This window comes from Macrococcus armenti, assembly GCF_020097135.1.
Lineage (GTDB): Bacteria > Bacillota > Bacilli > Staphylococcales > Staphylococcaceae > Macrococcoides > Macrococcoides armenti.
Genome location: NZ_CP083608.1, coordinates 2021738 through 2038482 on the forward strand (window position 1 = coordinate 2021738; position 16745 = coordinate 2038482).

At 35.6% G+C, this 16745-nt stretch carries 13 protein-coding genes and 1 pseudogene; 5 read left to right on the forward strand and 9 right to left on the reverse strand.

Going from position 1 to position 16745, the window contains the following annotated elements; all coding sequences use genetic code 11:
* Window positions 1-69: 69 nt before the first annotated feature.
* Window positions 70-2406, reverse strand: coding sequence for an SdrD B-like domain-containing protein (locus LAU42_RS12030; RefSeq protein ID WP_224184804.1), 2337 nt, complete (start codon window positions 2404-2406; stop codon window positions 70-72).
* Window positions 2407-2605: 199 nt separating this feature from the next.
* Here LAU42_RS12030 and LAU42_RS12035 point away from each other — a divergent pair, with 199 nt between their 5' ends.
* Window positions 2606-3727, forward strand: coding sequence for a hypothetical protein (locus LAU42_RS12035; RefSeq protein WP_478337327.1), 1122 nt, complete (start codon window positions 2606-2608; stop codon window positions 3725-3727).
* Here LAU42_RS12035 and LAU42_RS12040 read toward each other — a convergent pair.
* The 4 genes and pseudogenes from LAU42_RS12040 to LAU42_RS10845 form a co-directional block, all read right to left on the reverse strand.
* Window positions 3727-5661 (reverse strand): annotated as a pseudogene (locus LAU42_RS12040) (fibrinogen-binding adhesin SdrG C-terminal domain-containing protein); the annotation flags it as partial. The gene LAU42_RS12035 and the pseudogene LAU42_RS12040 overlap by 1 nt on opposite strands.
* Before the next feature lie 46 nt (window positions 5662-5707).
* Entirely contained in the window at window positions 5708-6268 is a 561-nt protein-coding gene (locus LAU42_RS10835) for an NADPH-dependent FMN reductase (protein ID WP_224183559.1), read from the reverse strand.
* A 129-nt stretch (window positions 6269-6397) separates the two neighbouring features.
* Window positions 6398-7828 (reverse strand): EVE domain-containing protein, encoded by a 1431-nt coding sequence (locus LAU42_RS10840; protein ID WP_224183560.1) that lies wholly within the window; start codon window positions 7826-7828, stop codon window positions 6398-6400.
* A 111-nt stretch (window positions 7829-7939) separates the two neighbouring features.
* The gene (locus tag LAU42_RS10845) at window positions 7940-8899 is read right to left on the reverse strand and encodes a YeiH family protein (protein WP_224183561.1); all 960 of its coding nucleotides are present in this window, start codon (window positions 8897-8899) and stop codon (window positions 7940-7942) included.
* A gap of 135 nt (window positions 8900-9034) precedes the next feature.
* Here LAU42_RS10845 and LAU42_RS10850 point away from each other — a divergent pair, with 135 nt between their 5' ends.
* A complete protein-coding gene (locus tag LAU42_RS10850; RefSeq protein WP_224183562.1) occupies window positions 9035-9652 on the forward strand; it encodes a thermonuclease family protein in 618 nt (205 codons plus the stop codon).
* 66 nt (window positions 9653-9718) lie between these two features.
* Here the strand turns inward: LAU42_RS10850 and LAU42_RS10855 are convergent, their stop codons facing one another.
* Window positions 9719-10753, reverse strand: coding sequence for a LysM peptidoglycan-binding domain-containing protein (locus LAU42_RS10855; protein WP_224183563.1), 1035 nt, complete (start codon window positions 10751-10753; stop codon window positions 9719-9721).
* Between the two features lie 430 nt (window positions 10754-11183).
* Here LAU42_RS10855 and trhA point away from each other — a divergent pair, with 430 nt between their 5' ends.
* Entirely contained in the window at window positions 11184-11852 is a 669-nt protein-coding gene (gene trhA, locus LAU42_RS10860) for a PAQR family membrane homeostasis protein TrhA (RefSeq protein ID WP_224183564.1), read from the forward strand.
* A 35-nt stretch (window positions 11853-11887) separates the two neighbouring features.
* Here trhA and LAU42_RS10865 read toward each other — a convergent pair whose 3' ends face one another.
* From LAU42_RS10865 to LAU42_RS10875, 3 genes are all read right to left on the reverse strand, one after another.
* On the reverse strand, window positions 11888-12436 hold the full coding sequence (locus LAU42_RS10865; protein WP_224183565.1) for a hypothetical protein: 549 nt from the start codon (window positions 12434-12436) through the stop codon (window positions 11888-11890).
* A gap of 463 nt (window positions 12437-12899) precedes the next feature.
* Window positions 12900-13076 carry a hypothetical protein gene (locus LAU42_RS10870; RefSeq protein ID WP_224183566.1) on the reverse strand — a complete coding sequence of 59 codons (177 nt, stop codon included), beginning with the start codon at window positions 13074-13076 and terminating at the stop codon, window positions 12900-12902.
* A gap of 102 nt (window positions 13077-13178) precedes the next feature.
* The gene (locus tag LAU42_RS10875) at window positions 13179-14183 is read right to left on the reverse strand and encodes a hypothetical protein (protein ID WP_224183567.1); all 1005 of its coding nucleotides are present in this window, start codon (window positions 14181-14183) and stop codon (window positions 13179-13181) included.
* Window positions 14184-14409: 226 nt separating this feature from the next.
* Between LAU42_RS10875 and nrdD the strand changes: the two genes are divergently transcribed.
* Window positions 14410-16245 carry an anaerobic ribonucleoside-triphosphate reductase gene (gene nrdD, locus LAU42_RS10880; protein ID WP_224184806.1) on the forward strand — a complete coding sequence of 612 codons (1836 nt, stop codon included), beginning with the start codon at window positions 14410-14412 and terminating at the stop codon, window positions 16243-16245.
* Complete coding sequence (nrdG, locus tag LAU42_RS10885; protein WP_224183568.1) at window positions 16242-16724, forward strand: anaerobic ribonucleoside-triphosphate reductase activating protein; 483 nt, start codon at window positions 16242-16244, stop codon at window positions 16722-16724. Before nrdD ends, nrdG begins: the two co-directional genes overlap by 4 nt.
* Window positions 16725-16745: the final 21 nt, after the last annotated feature.

A 16745-nucleotide genomic window follows, 5' to 3' on the forward strand; every position in this document is an offset into this window, starting at 1 on the left:
TACATTTATTTAACATAAAAAAATAGAGGAGCGAATATTAAATTCGTTCCTCTATTTTTAATGTTTTTATTATTTCATTTCATTCTCTTGATTTTCTTCACGACGTTTTCTGAATAGTAATAATCCTCCTAAGCCTGCAAACGCAGTAGCTAATAATCCATTATTATTACTTTCACCTGTATCAGGAAGTTGCTGTACTTCTTCTCCTGATGTTGCTTTACTTACTTTTTCAGGTTTAGAATTGTTAACTTCATTTTGTGACGTTAGAATTTCTTTCGAATGACTAGTAGTTGTTTCTTCTTGAATTTCTGGAGTAATTAATCCAGGAAGAGTTTCTTCATCTACTCCTGGTTCAGATGGAGTGTCAACAATATCATTTCTTACAAAACCTGAATCGATTGTGTAATCATTTTCAGTTAAGTGAACTTTTACGCTCGTTCCATCTGAATCTAATGTACTATCTCCAACATTAACTTTCGTTGGATCCATTCCTGCTGGTGTTTCGAATGTTACAACGTAATCTCCTGGCTCTAATCCTGTAAAGATGTAGTTACCATTTGCGTCTGTTGTTGTCGTTACTGTTGTGCCATCTGGTTTCGTTAATGTTACTTTAACACCTTCGATTCCTGATTCATACGCATCCTGGATACCGTCCTTATCTTCGTCGAACCATACTTTATCGCCTAATTCTAAGTTACCTTGTGGTTTTGGTGTTGGTACTACTTGTGTTTTAACGAATCCACTATCAATCGTCATGTTGTCCGCGTCTTTAATTGTTACTTTTACGCTTGTTCCATCTGAATCAAGTGCGTCGTCTCCAACGTTTACTTTCGTTGAATCCATTCCTGCTGGTGTTTCGAATGTTACAACGTAGTCGCCATTCGGTAAGTCTGTGAAGATGTAGTTACCGTTTGCGTCTGTTGTCGTCGTTACTGTTGTGCCGTCTGGTTTCGTTAATGTTACTGTAACACCTTCGATTCCTGATTCATTCGCATCCTGGATACCGTCTTTATCTTCGTCGAACCATACTTTGTCTCCTAGATCATATACAGGTGTTTCTTTGATGAAACCACTGTCGACTGTTGGATCATCCTTACCGTCAACGTTTACCGTTACTTTCGTTCCATCTGAATCCTTCGTATCATCGCCAACATTCTCTGTAGTTGGGATATAACCATCTGGTGTCTTAAATTCAATCGTGCTTTCTCCATTTGGTACGTTCGGGAATTCATAGTATCCGTTCTCATCTGTTACAACTGTTTCTGTTGTTCCATCTGGATACGTGATTATTACTTCCACACCTGGAATTCCTGGTTCACCTTCGTCTTGAACACCATCATGGTTTGTATCTTCCCATACTGTGTCGCCGACTTTAACTTTGATGAAGCCGCTGTCGATTGTCATGTCATCTGCGTCCTGAATTGTTACGTTCACGACTTGACCATCTGAATCTAACGCATCATCACCTGTATTTATAACTGTCGGGCCATTGTAACCGTCTGGTGTTTCGAACGTTACAACGTAATCACCATTTGGTAGGTCTTCAAAGATATAGTTACCGTTCGCGTCTGTTGTTGTCGTTACTGTTGTACCATCTGGTTTCGTTAATGTTACTGTAACACCTTCAATTCCTGATTCATTCGCATCCTGGATACCGTCTTTATCTTCGTCGAACCATACTTTGTCTCCTAGATCATATACAGGTGTTTCTTTGATGAAACCACTGTCGATTGTCGGATCATCCTTACCGTCAACGTTTACCGTTACCTTCGTTCCATCTGAATCCTTCGTATCATCGCCAACATTCTCTGTTGTTGGGATATAACCATCTGGTGTCTTGAATTCAATCGTGCTTTCTCCGTTTGGTACGTTCGGGAATTCATAGTATCCGTTTTCATCTGTTACAACTGTTTCTGTTGTTCCATCTGGATACGTGATTGTTACTTCCACACCTGGAATTCCTGGTTCACCTTCGTCTTGAACACCGTCTTTATTTGTATCTTCCCATACTGTGTCTCCAACCTTAACTTTGATGAAGCCGCTGTCGATTGTCATATCATCTGCGTCCTGAATTGTTACGTTTACAACTTGACCATCTGAATCTAATGCGTCATCACCTGTGTTGACTACTGTTGGACCGTTATAGCCGTCCGGTGTTTCGAACGTTACAACGTAATCACCATTTGGTAGGTCTTCAAAGATATAGTTACCGTTCGCGTCTGTTGTTGTCGTTACTGTTGTGCCGTCTGGTTTCGTTAATGTTACTGTAACACCTTCAATTCCTGATTCATTCGCATCCTGGATACCGTCTTTATCTGCATCATACCAGACTTTATCTCCTAGATCATATAATACTTCACTTGGTGTAGTTGAATCAGATAATGAATCACTGCTTGAGTCACTCATTGAATCTGAGATTGAGTCGCTGCTTGAGTCACTCACTGAATCTGAAATTGAATCGCTGCTTGAATCACTCACTGAATCTGAGATTGAATCGCTGCTTGAATCACTCACTGAATCTGAGATTGAATCGCTGCTTGAATCACTCACTGAATCTGAGATTGAATCGCTGCTTGAGTCACTCACTGAATCTGAGATTGAATCGCTGCTTGAATCACTCACTGAATCTGAGATTGAATCGCTGCTTGAATCACTCACTGAATCTGAGATTGAATCGCTGCTTGAATCACTCACTGAATCTGAAATTGAATCGCTGCTTGAATCACTCACTGAATCTGAAATTGAATCGCTACTTGAATCACTCACTGAATCTGAGATTGAATCGTTTACCGAATCACTTAATGAGTCTGAGATCGAGTCATTTACTGAGTCGCTTAATGAGTCTGAGATTGAGTCATTTACTGAGTCGCTTAATGAATCTGAAATCGAGTCATTTACTGAGTCGCTTAATGAGTCTGAGATTGAATCATTTGCTGAATCACTTAATGAATCTGAGATTGAATCATTTACTGAATCACTTAATGAATCTGAGATTGAATCATTTACTGAATCACTTAATGAATCTGAGATTGAGTCATTTACTGAGTCGCTTAATGAGTCTGAGATTGAGTCATTTACTGAATCGCTTAGTGAATCTGAAATCGAGTCATTTGCTGAATTACTTAATGAATCTGAGATTGAGTCATTTACTGAGTCACTTAGTGAGTCTGAGATTGAGTCATTTACTGAGTCGCTTAATGAGTCTGAGATTGAATCATTTACTGAATCACTTAATGAATCTGAGATTGAATCATTTACTGAATCACTTAATGAATCAGAGATTGAGTCATTTACTGAGTCGCTTAATGAGTCTGAAATTGAATCATTTACTGAGTCACTTAATGAGTCTGAAGTTGAGTCATTTACTGAGTCACTTAATGAATCTGAGATTGAATCATTTACTGAGTCACTTAATGAGTCTGAAATTGAGTCATTTACTGAGTCACTTAATGAATCTGAGATTGAATCATTTACTGAGTCACTTAATGAGTCTGAAATTGAGTCATTTACTGAGTCACTTAATGAATCTGAGATTGAATCGTTTACAGAATCACTTAATGAGTCTGAAGTTGAGTCATTTACTGAGTCACTTAATGAATCTGAGATTGAATCGTTTACAGATTCAGATAGTGAATTACTAATAGAATCACTTATTGACTCCGATAGTGATAAATCCCCTTCACCAATCGCTTGCCCTTCAGCTGTAATGAAGTTATTATCCCAATAGTATTCAGAAGGATTTGCGTTATAATAATCCGTATTTCGTTCAATTACACGCGTAAGTACTGGTTGATCTTCTGTTATATCATACTGACCATCAACTAATATTACAAACGATTTGTATTCTGTATCATTACCAAAGTTAACTGTTAGCGTTCCATCTGAATTCATGAATATTGATCCACTATTATAGTAGTTAGTTGTTACATCAACGAAGTTAGAACTTGTTGGATTAACATAATAACTATCATTTAATTGAGTGGCATCATTAACTGCTAATATTTTTAACTTAGTAACATCCATACCAATTAAAGTACTACTAAGTGCAGGATCTCCCCAATCACCTTGTAAAGTTACCGTAGTGTTGTATAAAGGTTTCTCTAATGGGTTAACATAAATCGTTTGCTGATATGTCCCTTTACCTGATTCATCTAACGTTGCATCTGTAATTATTGATGTAACATTTGCGCCACTTGTACCTGTCTGCCCTTGATATGGCGAAGCATAGTCAAAAGTAATGTTACTTGTAGTCGTCTCACCTGCAACATTCATCGTTACTGGTAACGTCGTAACATTCGGTACTTGGTCTCTATCTGTGAATAATGGTATAGACCAGTTTGCTGTTACGTTATTATGTGTATCGACATAGTCTGTGAATGTATATACTATTTTCTTCGTAACTAAGTCATAAGTACCGGTAGCAATAACCTCTCCTGTCGGACTTTTAATATCCGAAACAGGCATAACGTTGTTGTTCCATGCATAGTCAATGTCACCGTCTGCTGTTAACTGATTTGGAACTTGAATTGTAAATGTATTACCAGCAACAACTGCATCATCAATTTTTAAATCTGCCGAGAAATCTGTATAACCACTATTGTTAGGATCAAATGTTGTATTACCAAAAGTTAAATTAGATGCTGTAACTAAACTGTTTACTGTACCATCTGCATCTAAGTTCTTAAGTAACACACCATCAAGTAAATTTGAATTTGATGAAAAGCTTACGCTGTTCATCATCGTGTTGTTTGTTGTTGTATTAACAGGTGTTGCTACAACTGTATTTGCATTTTGTTCGTTCGCAACTGCTGCTAATAATGCTGCTAATACTTCTTGATCTGTTAAGTTTGCATAATCCAGATTTAATGAATCTAAGTTTGTTTTTGCAGCCTCAGCTGTTGTTCCAGTTGCTTCAGCAATATATGTCGTAAGTAGCGCTTCACGTTCCTGTATAGTTGTTGCTTGTTCAACATTCGTAACCGCTTCTTTAACTGTAAGTTCTAAAACCGGTGTTTCATTTTCTGTTGTTGGCGCTTCTGTTGTTGGTGCTTCCGTCGTCGGTGCTTCTGTTGTCGGCGCTTCTGTTGTCGGTGCTTCTGTTGTTGGCGCTTCTGTTGTTGGCGCTTCTGTTGTTGGTGCTTCTGTTGTTGGTGCTTCTGTTGTTGGTACTTCCGTCGTCGGCGCTTCTGTTGTTAGTGCTTCTGTTGTTGGTGCTTCTGTTGTTGGTGCTTCTGTTGTTGGTGCTTCTGTTGTTGGTGCTTCTGTTGTTGGCGCTTCTGTTGTTGGCGCTTCTGTTGTTGGTGCTTCTGTTGTCGGCGCTTCTGTTGTTGGTGGTGCTGTTGACTTTTCAGTAGTCGTTACTGATTGAGTCGTTTCTTCAGCTTGAGCATCTGCTGGATTACCTAAAAATAATAAAGATCCAATTAAGATAGAAGTAGTTCCTACCGTAAACTTTCTAATTGAGTATTTGTTTAATTTATTTGCGATAAAGTCATAGCGTTTGTTTTTATTACGTTTTTTCATTTGTTTCCTCCAATATTTCATTATTACGTGATGTAGTAGTGAAAATATAAAATTTGTATACCAACTATATACCGGATAGAAATTTATAAAAATCGACAAAAATAAATTAGTTTTCGACATTTTATTGTGCTTAAACATAAAAAAATACCGATGTAAAAATTTACATCGGTATCTTTTAATTCAATTATTCTTCTATATAACTTATGAATGATGCAATAAATTCATCGAAGTTCTGCTGCTGTTCACTATCCAGAACTAAATCACCTGTTCCCCATGCCTCTACAGGGATTCGAATTCCCAAACCTTCATGGTCCATCGGATTCATACGTGTATAAGCTAACAATTCATTTAAGTTTTTACGCACAAACTTACCATATGTCGAATTTGCAGCACTCGCTACGGTCGCTTTTTTGCCATTAATGACTGTCGGTTCCTGCGTTCCTTCTTGAGATTCCGGACGTGATAACCAGTCAATCAAGTTTTTCAGACGCGCTGGATAAGACCCATTATATTCAGGCGATACAAAAACAAATGCATCATATAATTTTACTGTATTTCTTAAATTAATAACCGCTTCTACTGTAGGGTACTCATTATTTTGACTTAATAATGGCACATCGTTATAGTCTAACAATGCACTTTCATAACCTTTCTCGCCAAATGATTTAACAAATAAGTTTGATAGTTGCGTGTTAAATGATCCTTGTCTATCCGATCCTGATATTACTAATATTTTCTTTGTCATTTTCTTCCTCCAACTTGTATCATTCACAAGGCGTAATACCCATATAATAAATATACCACCTTAGTCGATATAATTATTATATCAACTTATTTAATTAAATCAACAACGATGCTTATTATAATATTTAAATTAATATTTGTAAAACTTCGTACAATCTACAATATCATCCGAATATTTATTTTTATATTCTTCAATCGACAAATGCGTAATACCGATTATCATTATATTCTCCGAAACTTCAAAAGTAGCATCACTTCCAACAGGCCCTATCGTCGCTCTTTTTTGTTCTTCTAATACAGGTAGTGATATTGTATTTCCTTGTGCTGCATATACAAGAGGTTTTAATTGTTCTACTGTTAAATGTTCAAAATTCTCTATCATTAACGTATCTGATATATCACTCGCTAATATTTCAGTAATAATTCCTCTATGATAAATATAATTTTCCGATTCTTTAACATAGTCGCCGTACAAATTCATTATACGCCATGAATCATTCGCAACATAAGCCCTTACTGCATTTCTATCTAATTTCATAAATTTAATTGCCGTTTCCAGTCCATTGTATTGCTTCGGCAAACTAAATATGTGCAATAACTTCTGCTCTGATGCTTTACTTTGTACGTGCGGTATTTGATTAACCACCTGTGTCGGCTTTGTTGCATTTAACTTCTTCTCATATGCCACTTTCCTAGCACTATACTGTGCCGCTTCTATTACTTCATTAATTGAAGGTGCATTTTGTACAACGGGTGTATCTGTAGGTTCAAGCATTGCATTATATTGATTTTTAGTTATTTCAGTGACAGATTCATTCCACTTCTCATCCAGGAAGTATTGTGCGCGTAACATCAATTCGCGATCCAGCTCATATATTGTTCGCGGTTTGATATCTTCAATATATTTAATAATGACTGCTGTCGTATCTGTACGTCCTGGCATCGGCTTATTTGAATGTTTTTCTTTCACTACTTCTGCAATTCCATATATACCACGTTCCGGATTTGTTTTATATATAATCACTTTATCTTCCGGCTGCATTTCCGTGTAATGTTTATAGCCAAGGCGATGCATTCCGTTTACATTACTCACGTATATTGTATATTCTGTATCCGGTTCAAAATCAATTTCTTCTTTCATGAGGAAATAACGATTGATTTTCTCTTTATACTGACCAACGTTAATAATTTTTTCGTAATCTTCCTGTGATATCGGATTTAGGAGTTGTTCTTTCATCCCGTAAATTGTTTCTTTTAACTTCTCATCTCTTACTAAATAATCTTTCGTATAGGCAGCAAGCTTCGTATCATATTTGAAATGTATTTTAATTTGGCCACGCTTCGGTTCTTCAACTTTTAATACTTCTCCTGCACCGAGCAGTCCAATTTTATTCTGTACTTGATAGAAGAGTACACGATCTCCTGCCGTTGCACGTTTAAATGCCTGATATCCTTCATTAGGATTAAAGTGCACTGTCGAATCAAAAACAGACACTTGCCCCATCAAATCTTCAAAATGATTAAATCTATTATATCCACAATTCAACCAGAAATAACTCACACGATTTCCTCCCACAATTCATTTATATTATTTCGCTTCGCTTTTTTTAAATAACACTGCGATGAGTGCCAGTAATATTGAAAATGATAACTTTTTCTTCATTATTGTCACCTACCATATTTGTAAGACTTTTTGCATAATTAAACTTATCATAATAACAACCATCCAAGTTACAGCTCCGAGCGCGATAGGTTTGCTGCCTATCTTGAAAAATTTAGGCAAGTTTACACTGAGTCCAATTCCTGCAAGTGCTGTACACATAAGAAAGTTCGATAACACTTTAATCGCTTTAACCGCTTCTTGAGGAACCGGAACGATACTTGCAAACACACTCGCTAAAAAGAAGTACAGTATAAACCACGGAAAAACTTGTTTTATATTGAAGTCATCCTTACTTGACTGCAATGCGACTAAAATAAGGCAAATCGGCACGATCATTAATGCGCGGACGAGCTTTACAATTGTTGCAGTATCACCTGCTGATGTACTGTAGGCATAGCCTGCAGCAACGACACTGCTCGTATCATTAATTGCTGTACCTGCAAAGTATCCAAATCCCGTGTCACTGAAGTGCAGCAAATGTCCTAACGGCGGAAAGATAAATACTGCAATAATATTAAATAGGAATATCGTCGTTATTGAAAAAGCAATCTCTTCGTCTTTCGCTTTAATGATTGGACTTGCTGCAGCAATTGCTGATCCCCCGCATATTGCTGTACCGACCCCGATTAATGTTTTAATACGTGTATTGACACCGAGATAACTGCCTAGTGTGTAACTCACTAACAACGCGGCTACGATACTAGTAATGATAAGCGGGAATGAAGATATTCCTAATTGCACTGCAGATTTAAAACTTAATGTAAAACCCATCAGTATAATGGCATATTGCAATAGTTTCTTACCACTAAACTTAATTCCCGCATTATATAGTTCAGTATTCATAGTATTTCCAACAATTATTCCAATCAATACACTCACGACCATACTTCCGACAATCGGAGCAAAAATCCCAATACACGTTGCGGCAATTGCGATAGAAATACATAATACGATTCCTCTTAATTTCAAATTTCCGCCTCCAGACACTGATTGAGTCTATTATATCGAACAACTCGCCATATCTAAAGCAACATTTTAAATTTTAAATTGCATACGAACATACGTTTGTGTATAATGAAAGGATATTGTTATAAATGAGGGTTTATGTTGAAGATTTTATTATTATTTTTTACTTTAAATTTAGCTATACCATATAATGATATGCCTAAAATTCCCGTCACTTACAATCATGCAATTGACGGAGATACTATTTCGGTCAAAGTAAATAATCGTACTAAAACTGTTCGTTTATTACTGATTGATACGCCAGAATCAAAAAAGCCGAATACACCGGTGCAACCTTATGCAATTGAGGCCGCACGTTACACAGAATCGCTCGTTAAAACGTGTGACTTAAGCATCCAATATGATTCAAAAGGAAAAACCGATAAATATGGTCGTGACCTCGTCTATTTATATTGTGGTAATACTATGGTAAATGAACAGCTCGTTCGCCAAGGTTACGCACGTGTTGGGTATATATATCAGCAGAAAGACCATTTAGATCGATTATTGCAGGCAGAACGTATCGCAAAGTCTGAAAAGTTAAAAATATGGTCGATTGACGGCTTTGTAAATCGCGATGGTGAAGGATTTAACACAACAAAAGAAGCGCAGCAAAAAGAATCAGATATTATGGAGATGATTCGAGAATCTCTTCATCGTATATTAGATGCAGCAATTGATGGGTTAATTAAAGGCATTAAATCTGTCTTTTCATAAAATAAAACCGATGATTACACTAAGTAGTCATCGGTTTTATTACATGAAGTTTCATTATTACATTTATTAATGAATAAATACGTATCTTGATAATTGCCATTGATTTAAAGTACGATATCCAATTACACCAGGTGCAGTTGCGTAGTTCATCTCTGAAACAAGAACTGTTCCGTCTGCATTAACACGTTCAACAAATGCAACATGTCCATAGTAACCATCAGATGTTTGTGCAATCGCACCGTAAGCAGGTGTTCTGTTTACTGTATAACCGTCTTTAATCGCACCATTCGCCCAGTTACGTGCATGCCACCAATACGTTGAAATCCCTTTACCAATTGCAGCACGCTTGTTAAATACATGCCATGTACATTGGCCTAAATCATAAAGGTTCGAGTGATAAAAAACAGGAGAAACATTATTTGTTACTACTGTAGTAACTGGTGAACGTGAAACGTTTGTCTGTACTTGTGTAGTCGTTTGTGTTGTACCAGCTTTAACTGTTAATCTTTGGTTCGGATAAATAATATCAGATGTCAATCCATTCCAAGATTTTAGTTGAGCAACTGTAATACCATATCGATTTGCAATTAACGATAAATACTCGCCTGACTGAACGGTATGAACAGAAGTACTTCTATTGCCGCTATTTGGTACAGTCGTTACTCTTGATGGTGCACTTACAGTTGTACCAGATACTTTTAAACGCTGGCCAGGGAAAATTAAATAACCATTTAAGTTATTCAAACGCATAATTTCGTTTACGGACGTGTTATAACGATTTGCGATTAATGATAAACTATCCCCCGCTACTACCTTATATGTACTTCCTGATTGCGATGCCGGGCGATTATTTGATTGAACAACTACAGGTCTAGTATTGCTCGCTGAACCAGATATCTTTAATGATTGATTCGGGAAAATCAAGTTTGAAGATAAGTTATTTAACGACTTTAGTTGCGCAACTGAAATATTGTATTGATTTGCGATTGACCAAAGCGATTCTCCAGCGCTAACTTTATGTTCCGCTGCGTCTGCCTGATAAGAATATGCAGTAGCAGCTGCAGTAGCTGTCGTAGCTGCAAAGAGTAATTTCTTCTTCATACGCGTCCTCCATTGATATTAATGTTTATAAAATATGATAGTTACATTATTACATAAAAAACATGCTTGTTATATTACAATTTGCTATCAATTTTATTATTTTAAACTTTTTTATGCTTTTTCTGATATTCACGATTTATTTGATAAATCTATTGATACATCACCTTTTACCTATATCTAACTTAAATATCCCGCATATTCCTTTATAATTTCACTTTACAAAAAAACAACAATATTTACACATCATAAAAGCTTATACACATTGATATAAAAGCTTTCCAAACATTTTTTTACAAATTTCTTTTTAAAATTGTTTTTTTGTAATATTTCTGAAACATTTCAGCATGATTCATTAATATATCACTTCATATTAAGTAATAAAATTATAATCATGTTATAATTGTAACTACTAATTATTAAGGATGGTTATATGAAACCTACAGCACCTAAATACAATTTTAGTGATATTAAGCAACTTAAGTTTGGTGAAGAAATCGGTAATTCTGTTTCACACGGGGTTCCTGCTTTATTAATATTAATCTCACTGCCTTATTTCGCAGTTAAATCGTATATTCAGCATGATGCCATGTTCTCATTTGGTATCAGCGTATTTTTAATCAGCATATTTTTAATGTTTATTTCATCTGCAATTTATCATTTAATGCCACCTAAATCTATTCACAAATTTGTAATGCGCATTATAGACCACGCTATGATTTACATCGCTATTGCCGGTACATATACACCTGTAGCACTCAATTTAGTTGGTGGATCACTTGGCATTTCTATTATGATAATTCAATGGACAATTACAATTGCTGGAATTATTTACAAATCTACAGCGAAGCATGTAAATCCAAAAGTAAGCCTCGCACTCTATTTAATTATGGGATGGCTAGGTGTGATCCTCTTCCCTTCATTAATTACTAAAGCTAGCGTAACGTTTATACTATTAATAATTGCTGGTGGATTGATGTATACAATCGGTGCATGGTTTTATGCCCAGAAAAATAGACACTATTTCCATATGATTTGGCATTTTTTTATAATATTAGGTGCGCTCTGTCACTTTATCGCATTGTTATATTTCATTAAATAAAAGAAGCTGCGAATAATTACGCAGCTTCTTTTATTTTATTCACCGACAAGCATGCCTGTCTGTTTATAAACTTTGAATGTTTGAATTAAATATTTAGTGTTCTTGTCCATCGCCTTCACTTTAAAGTAAGGTCCACTAGCATCTTCCTCATCATTACCCGCAACAAGTATTACCTCATAATTTGGATTTTCTTTCGTGAGACGCTCCATATGATTGCTTCGTACCATTTCGATTGCAATATTAACATCATTCACTTGTTTTTTGTCTGTACTACCATCATGTCGTTCTGCTGGTTGCTCTGTTGTATTATCTTTAACTTCTTGTTTTACTTCTTCAGTTTTTGACTCAGTAGTACTCGGCTCTTGTACTGGCGCTTGATCAGACTCTTGGTTAACCGATTGAGATTCTGTAGAAGGTTCCTGTTTTGGTTGCTGAACGATTTCTTGTTTGCTTTCTTTTTTCTTATTTACGTTATCTTCTTGCTTATGCGTCTCCGTTGACGACTTTGAAGTTTCTTTAACTTCTTGACCACATGCTACTAATAGTAAAACGACACAAAGCGATATATACTTAATAAACTTCATAATATTCCTCCATAAAATTTAATCTATATTGACACAATTATTTAATGTGATAATTATCACTTCTATATATTGTGCAATATTATATTTTTATATTAACGTATTATTTTTGCATATTACATGCTATATTCATATTAATAGTATAGGAGGTGCCTACATATAGAAGCTTTAAAAGATTATGAAATATTCGATCGTTATAGTAATAAATGGACTTGTTCCATTTATAAGAACACACTTTATAAAGAATCGCCTTCATTCATGAGATTACGATGTAGTGCACTCAATTACAACCGAATCATGGAAACGAATAATGACACTTATACATTACTCAGACTGCTACGGTATATAACGGTTTACTTAGACAAACTTCAATATATTAGTCATGATACTAATAGCCTGGTCGAAGTATCTCCATTACCGAAAGACTAAGACGCTTTTCGATTATCAATCGTAAAGCGCTTTTTATTTAAGCACCAAAAAAAAGCGAGCCGAATAACACTAATAATATAAAGTCAAAAACATGCCTAAACATGTTTTCTTTAAATGCATTACGATCTAAACTATCTAATAATCCTAATATTAATAATGCAGCAAATGAAAGCACTATAAATAAATTAAGATTTACTTGCATTACCAACTGCATAATTATCATGAATATAACAGTAATATTTAATATATTATATACACGATTCCAAACAGTCACATTTGTTTTATTCAATAACTTCTCCTCCTGTTACTTTATAGACTACTTTTTCTTTTTTCTTTTTTTCTTTTTTTGTTTCAGTTGCACCACTTTTCGTACTCTTTTCACTTCTTTCTTATTACCATTCAGCGACCATAAACGTGAATCCATCAATGCCGCTTCAATAAGTTTTCTAAGTATCGAATGATCTTGTATTTCTAAAAATCCATTTTTCTCAATATGTTCTATATGTTGGATGATGTAATTAGGTGTATTATTGGCACGTAACCCAAAGATTATTGTATTAACAATTAATTCAGCAGTATAAGTACCTTTATATTGTTCTGTCACAGCCGATGTCAAGAATTTTTTGAGACTATCTATAGCACTCGATGGCTCAACATAGTATGGATCATTATACTTAAAAAACGCCTCTTTCGTTGCTGGTTCATAATAACGATGATTATGCGTTAATTTTTTTAAGTCTATATTAATATCTGTAAGGTCTTTATGTTTAACACTGTTGTCAATAATAAGGTCCGCATACTCTGGTAGTAATTTTGTGATATCATCAGCAACTTCAAGCTCACTCATCTGAAATTGTTCGTATTTAACACCTAACTTACTTAATTGTTTCAAGCTCACAAATCCATATAAATTTAATGCGCTATGATAAAATTCAATACGCTTCATTTCTTCTATCATTTCCTCATGGCGCTCTATATAATTTTTAAAATGCGCTTTAACATCTTTAGGGATTACAAGATGTTCATCTGATTCTGGATAGAATAGGAACAATGTATCCGGAATATCACGATTAAAAGTTGTAACGTTACTTTCACCATTTGCAAGCTCAAAAAATACTAGCTTATAATCACTCGTTAAACACTTTAGTAATTTATTAAGTAATGTATCATCTGCAAAATATTCATCTTGTATTAATGCAATAAGCGCTTCTTTGTTTTTAGACGAGTATCCTTTTATTTCATAATTTCTGCAAATAGTTTTAAGCGATTCTTTAGACAATGATTCTAAGTACCATTCAAGTTTCTGAACTGTATGTTCCATATATACCTCCATGTGTTGTGTTCTTTTCATCTATATATGCAAACTTAATTAATTGTACCAAAGATTACACAATATATAAAATTTATATTTTTATCTCACGTAAAATTTTTTAATTTTTGACGAATTGTTGTATATATTGTGAAACTCAAAAAAACACTATATATAGTGTTATTATAGTTTACGTACACAACATATAGAAAATAGGAGTGTTAATATGTATAAATCTATAGAAAGTTTACAAGATGATCTTACGCATTTAATCAATGCATCAAGTGACGTCATACACGAGAATGCTAATAAAGATCCGAAACGCTTCACTACGATGCGTGACTTGACTGCTGGTACTGTCGCACGTAACATCGGATTAAATATGCTACCTGAGCATGTACGACGCGCACATAGAAACGGAGAGATTCACTTTCATGATTTGGATTATCATCCTTATCATCCGATGACAAACTGCTGCTTAATTGATGTAGCACATATGTTAAAAAATGGCTTCATTATCGGAAACGCACATGTTAAACCACCACAATCAATTCAAACAGCGGCCGCACAAATTAGCCAGATTATTGCGAATGTAAGCAGCAGCCAGTATGGTGGCTGTTCAATTGATCGCATCGATGAAGTGCTGAGTCGCTATGCACATCTTAATGCTTTGAAACATACACGCGATGCAGAACAATTCGTTTTACCACAATTACAAGAAGATTATGTTATGAGAATGACAGAAAAAGATATATATGATGCAATGCAATCACTGGAGTACGAAATCAATACTTTATATACAAGTAATGGCCAGACACCTTTTGTAACATTCGGATTCGGACTTGGTACGGATATATATGCTAAGATGATTCAGCGCGCAATACTCAATATTCGTATAGAAGGACTCGGCAAAGAGAAAGTAACTGCAATATTTCCTAAACTTGTATTCAGCATTAAAGATGGCGTCAATTTAAAATCAGCAGATCCGAATTACGACATTAAACAACTTGCACTGCAATGTTCATCAAAAAGGATGTACCCGGACATATTGAATTATAAGGCGCTAACCCAATTAATTGGTGACTTTAAAGTACCGATGGGCTGCCGTAGTTTCTTAAATTTATATGAAGAAGAAGGAAAGGCTGTTAATAGTGGTCGCTGTAATTTAGGTGTTACGACGTTGAATCTTCCAAGAATTGCTTTAGAAGCAAAGCATACAGAACAGTTCATGTCCTTATTAAAAGAGCGTTTAGAAATTGTTAAAGATGCATGTTTATATCGTATTCATCGCCTGAAAGATGCTACTCCTGAAAATGCACCGATACTTTATCAGCACGGTGCATTCAGTAAATCACTCTGTCCAGATGATGATATTATGCAACTTTTCACACAAAGACGAGCAACGATAAGTATCGGATATATCGGACTATATGAAGTCGGTACGGTTTTATTCCATCCGAACTGGGAAGCAGATGAGGTGGCTTTATCCTTTATAGAAAACGTATTGATAACGATGAAACAGTATGCAGCACAATTAACAAAGCAGTATAACATACAGTTCAGTATATATGGTACGCCAAGCGAATCACTCACACATCGTTTCTGCACTTTAGATTACGAAAAGTTCGGAGAGATTGAACATGTAACGGATAAAGGATATTACACGAACTCCTTCCACTACGATACGAGAAAGAAAGTTACTCCTTTTGAAAAGCTGACATTCGAACAGCGCTTTGCAAAACATTCATTAGGCGGCTTCATTCATTATTGTGAATATCCTGACTTAAAACATAATTTAAAAGCACTTGAGACAGTATGGGATTATTCATACGATAAAGTCGGATACTTAGGAACGAACTTACCGATTGATAAATGTTTTGAGTGTGGATTTGAAGGAGAATTCAATGCTACTGAACATGGTTTTATGTGTCCACAATGCCATAATACGAATCCTGAGACGACAGATGTGATTAAACGTACATGCGGTTACTTAGGTCAACCATTGAAACGACCGATGATTAAAGGACGCCATAAAGAAATACAATCTCGCGTTAAACATATGGATGCATTATGAGCAACATCGCAAAGATAATGCCAGCCTCTATGGTTGATGGTGAAGGTGTGCGCGTCAGCGTATATATTTCAGGGTGCAGCTTTCACTGTCCCGGTTGTTACAATGCAAGTATATGGGATTTTAATAAAGGGACACCTTGCTCCGATGTGCTTATACAGGAAATTATGACGCTGCTCGATCACGACTATATACAGGGACTTTCCATACTTGGTGGAGAACCATTGCAGAATATTGAACTCACACGACAACTCGTACGCGCAGTACGTGAAAATTTTGGACACCGTAAAGATATATGGCTCTGGTCCGGCTATATGATTGAATGGATATTACACTCTCCATATGCACAGCTGTTAGACGAAATCGATGTCCTTATCGATGGTCCTTTTGTACAGTCACTATACAGACATCACTTGAAATTTAGAGGGTCATTAAATCAGAGAATACATTATTTAACGAAAAAAGGAGCCCCGTTTGAATGACATTCGAACGAGGCTTTGTTT

Excerpts from the sequence above, each read along its gene's own strand:
- trhA (WP_224183564.1), top strand. The coding sequence starts at position 11,184 with ATGAAACCTACAGCACCTAAATACAATTTTAGTGATATTAAGCAACTT.
- LAU42_RS12030 (WP_224184804.1), bottom strand. The coding sequence starts at position 2,406 with ATGAGTGACTCAAGCAGTGATTCATTATCTGATTCAACTACACCAAGT.
- LAU42_RS10850 (WP_224183562.1), top strand. The coding sequence starts at position 9,035 with ATGTTGAAGATTTTATTATTATTTTTTACTTTAAATTTAGCTATACCA.
- LAU42_RS10855 (WP_224183563.1), bottom strand. The coding sequence starts at position 10,753 with ATGAAGAAGAAATTACTCTTTGCAGCTACGACAGCTACTGCAGCTGCT.
- LAU42_RS10835 (WP_224183559.1), bottom strand. The coding sequence starts at position 6,268 with ATGACAAAGAAAATATTAGTAATATCAGGATCGGATAGACAAGGATCA.
- nrdG (WP_224183568.1), top strand. The coding sequence starts at position 16,242 with ATGAGCAACATCGCAAAGATAATGCCAGCCTCTATGGTTGATGGTGAA.
- LAU42_RS10865 (WP_224183565.1), bottom strand. The coding sequence starts at position 12,436 with ATGAAGTTTATTAAGTATATATCGCTTTGTGTCGTTTTACTATTAGTA.
- LAU42_RS10870 (WP_224183566.1), bottom strand. The coding sequence starts at position 13,076 with ATGCAGTTGGTAATGCAAGTAAATCTTAATTTATTTATAGTGCTTTCA.
- LAU42_RS10875 (WP_224183567.1), bottom strand. The coding sequence starts at position 14,183 with ATGGAACATACAGTTCAGAAACTTGAATGGTACTTAGAATCATTGTCT.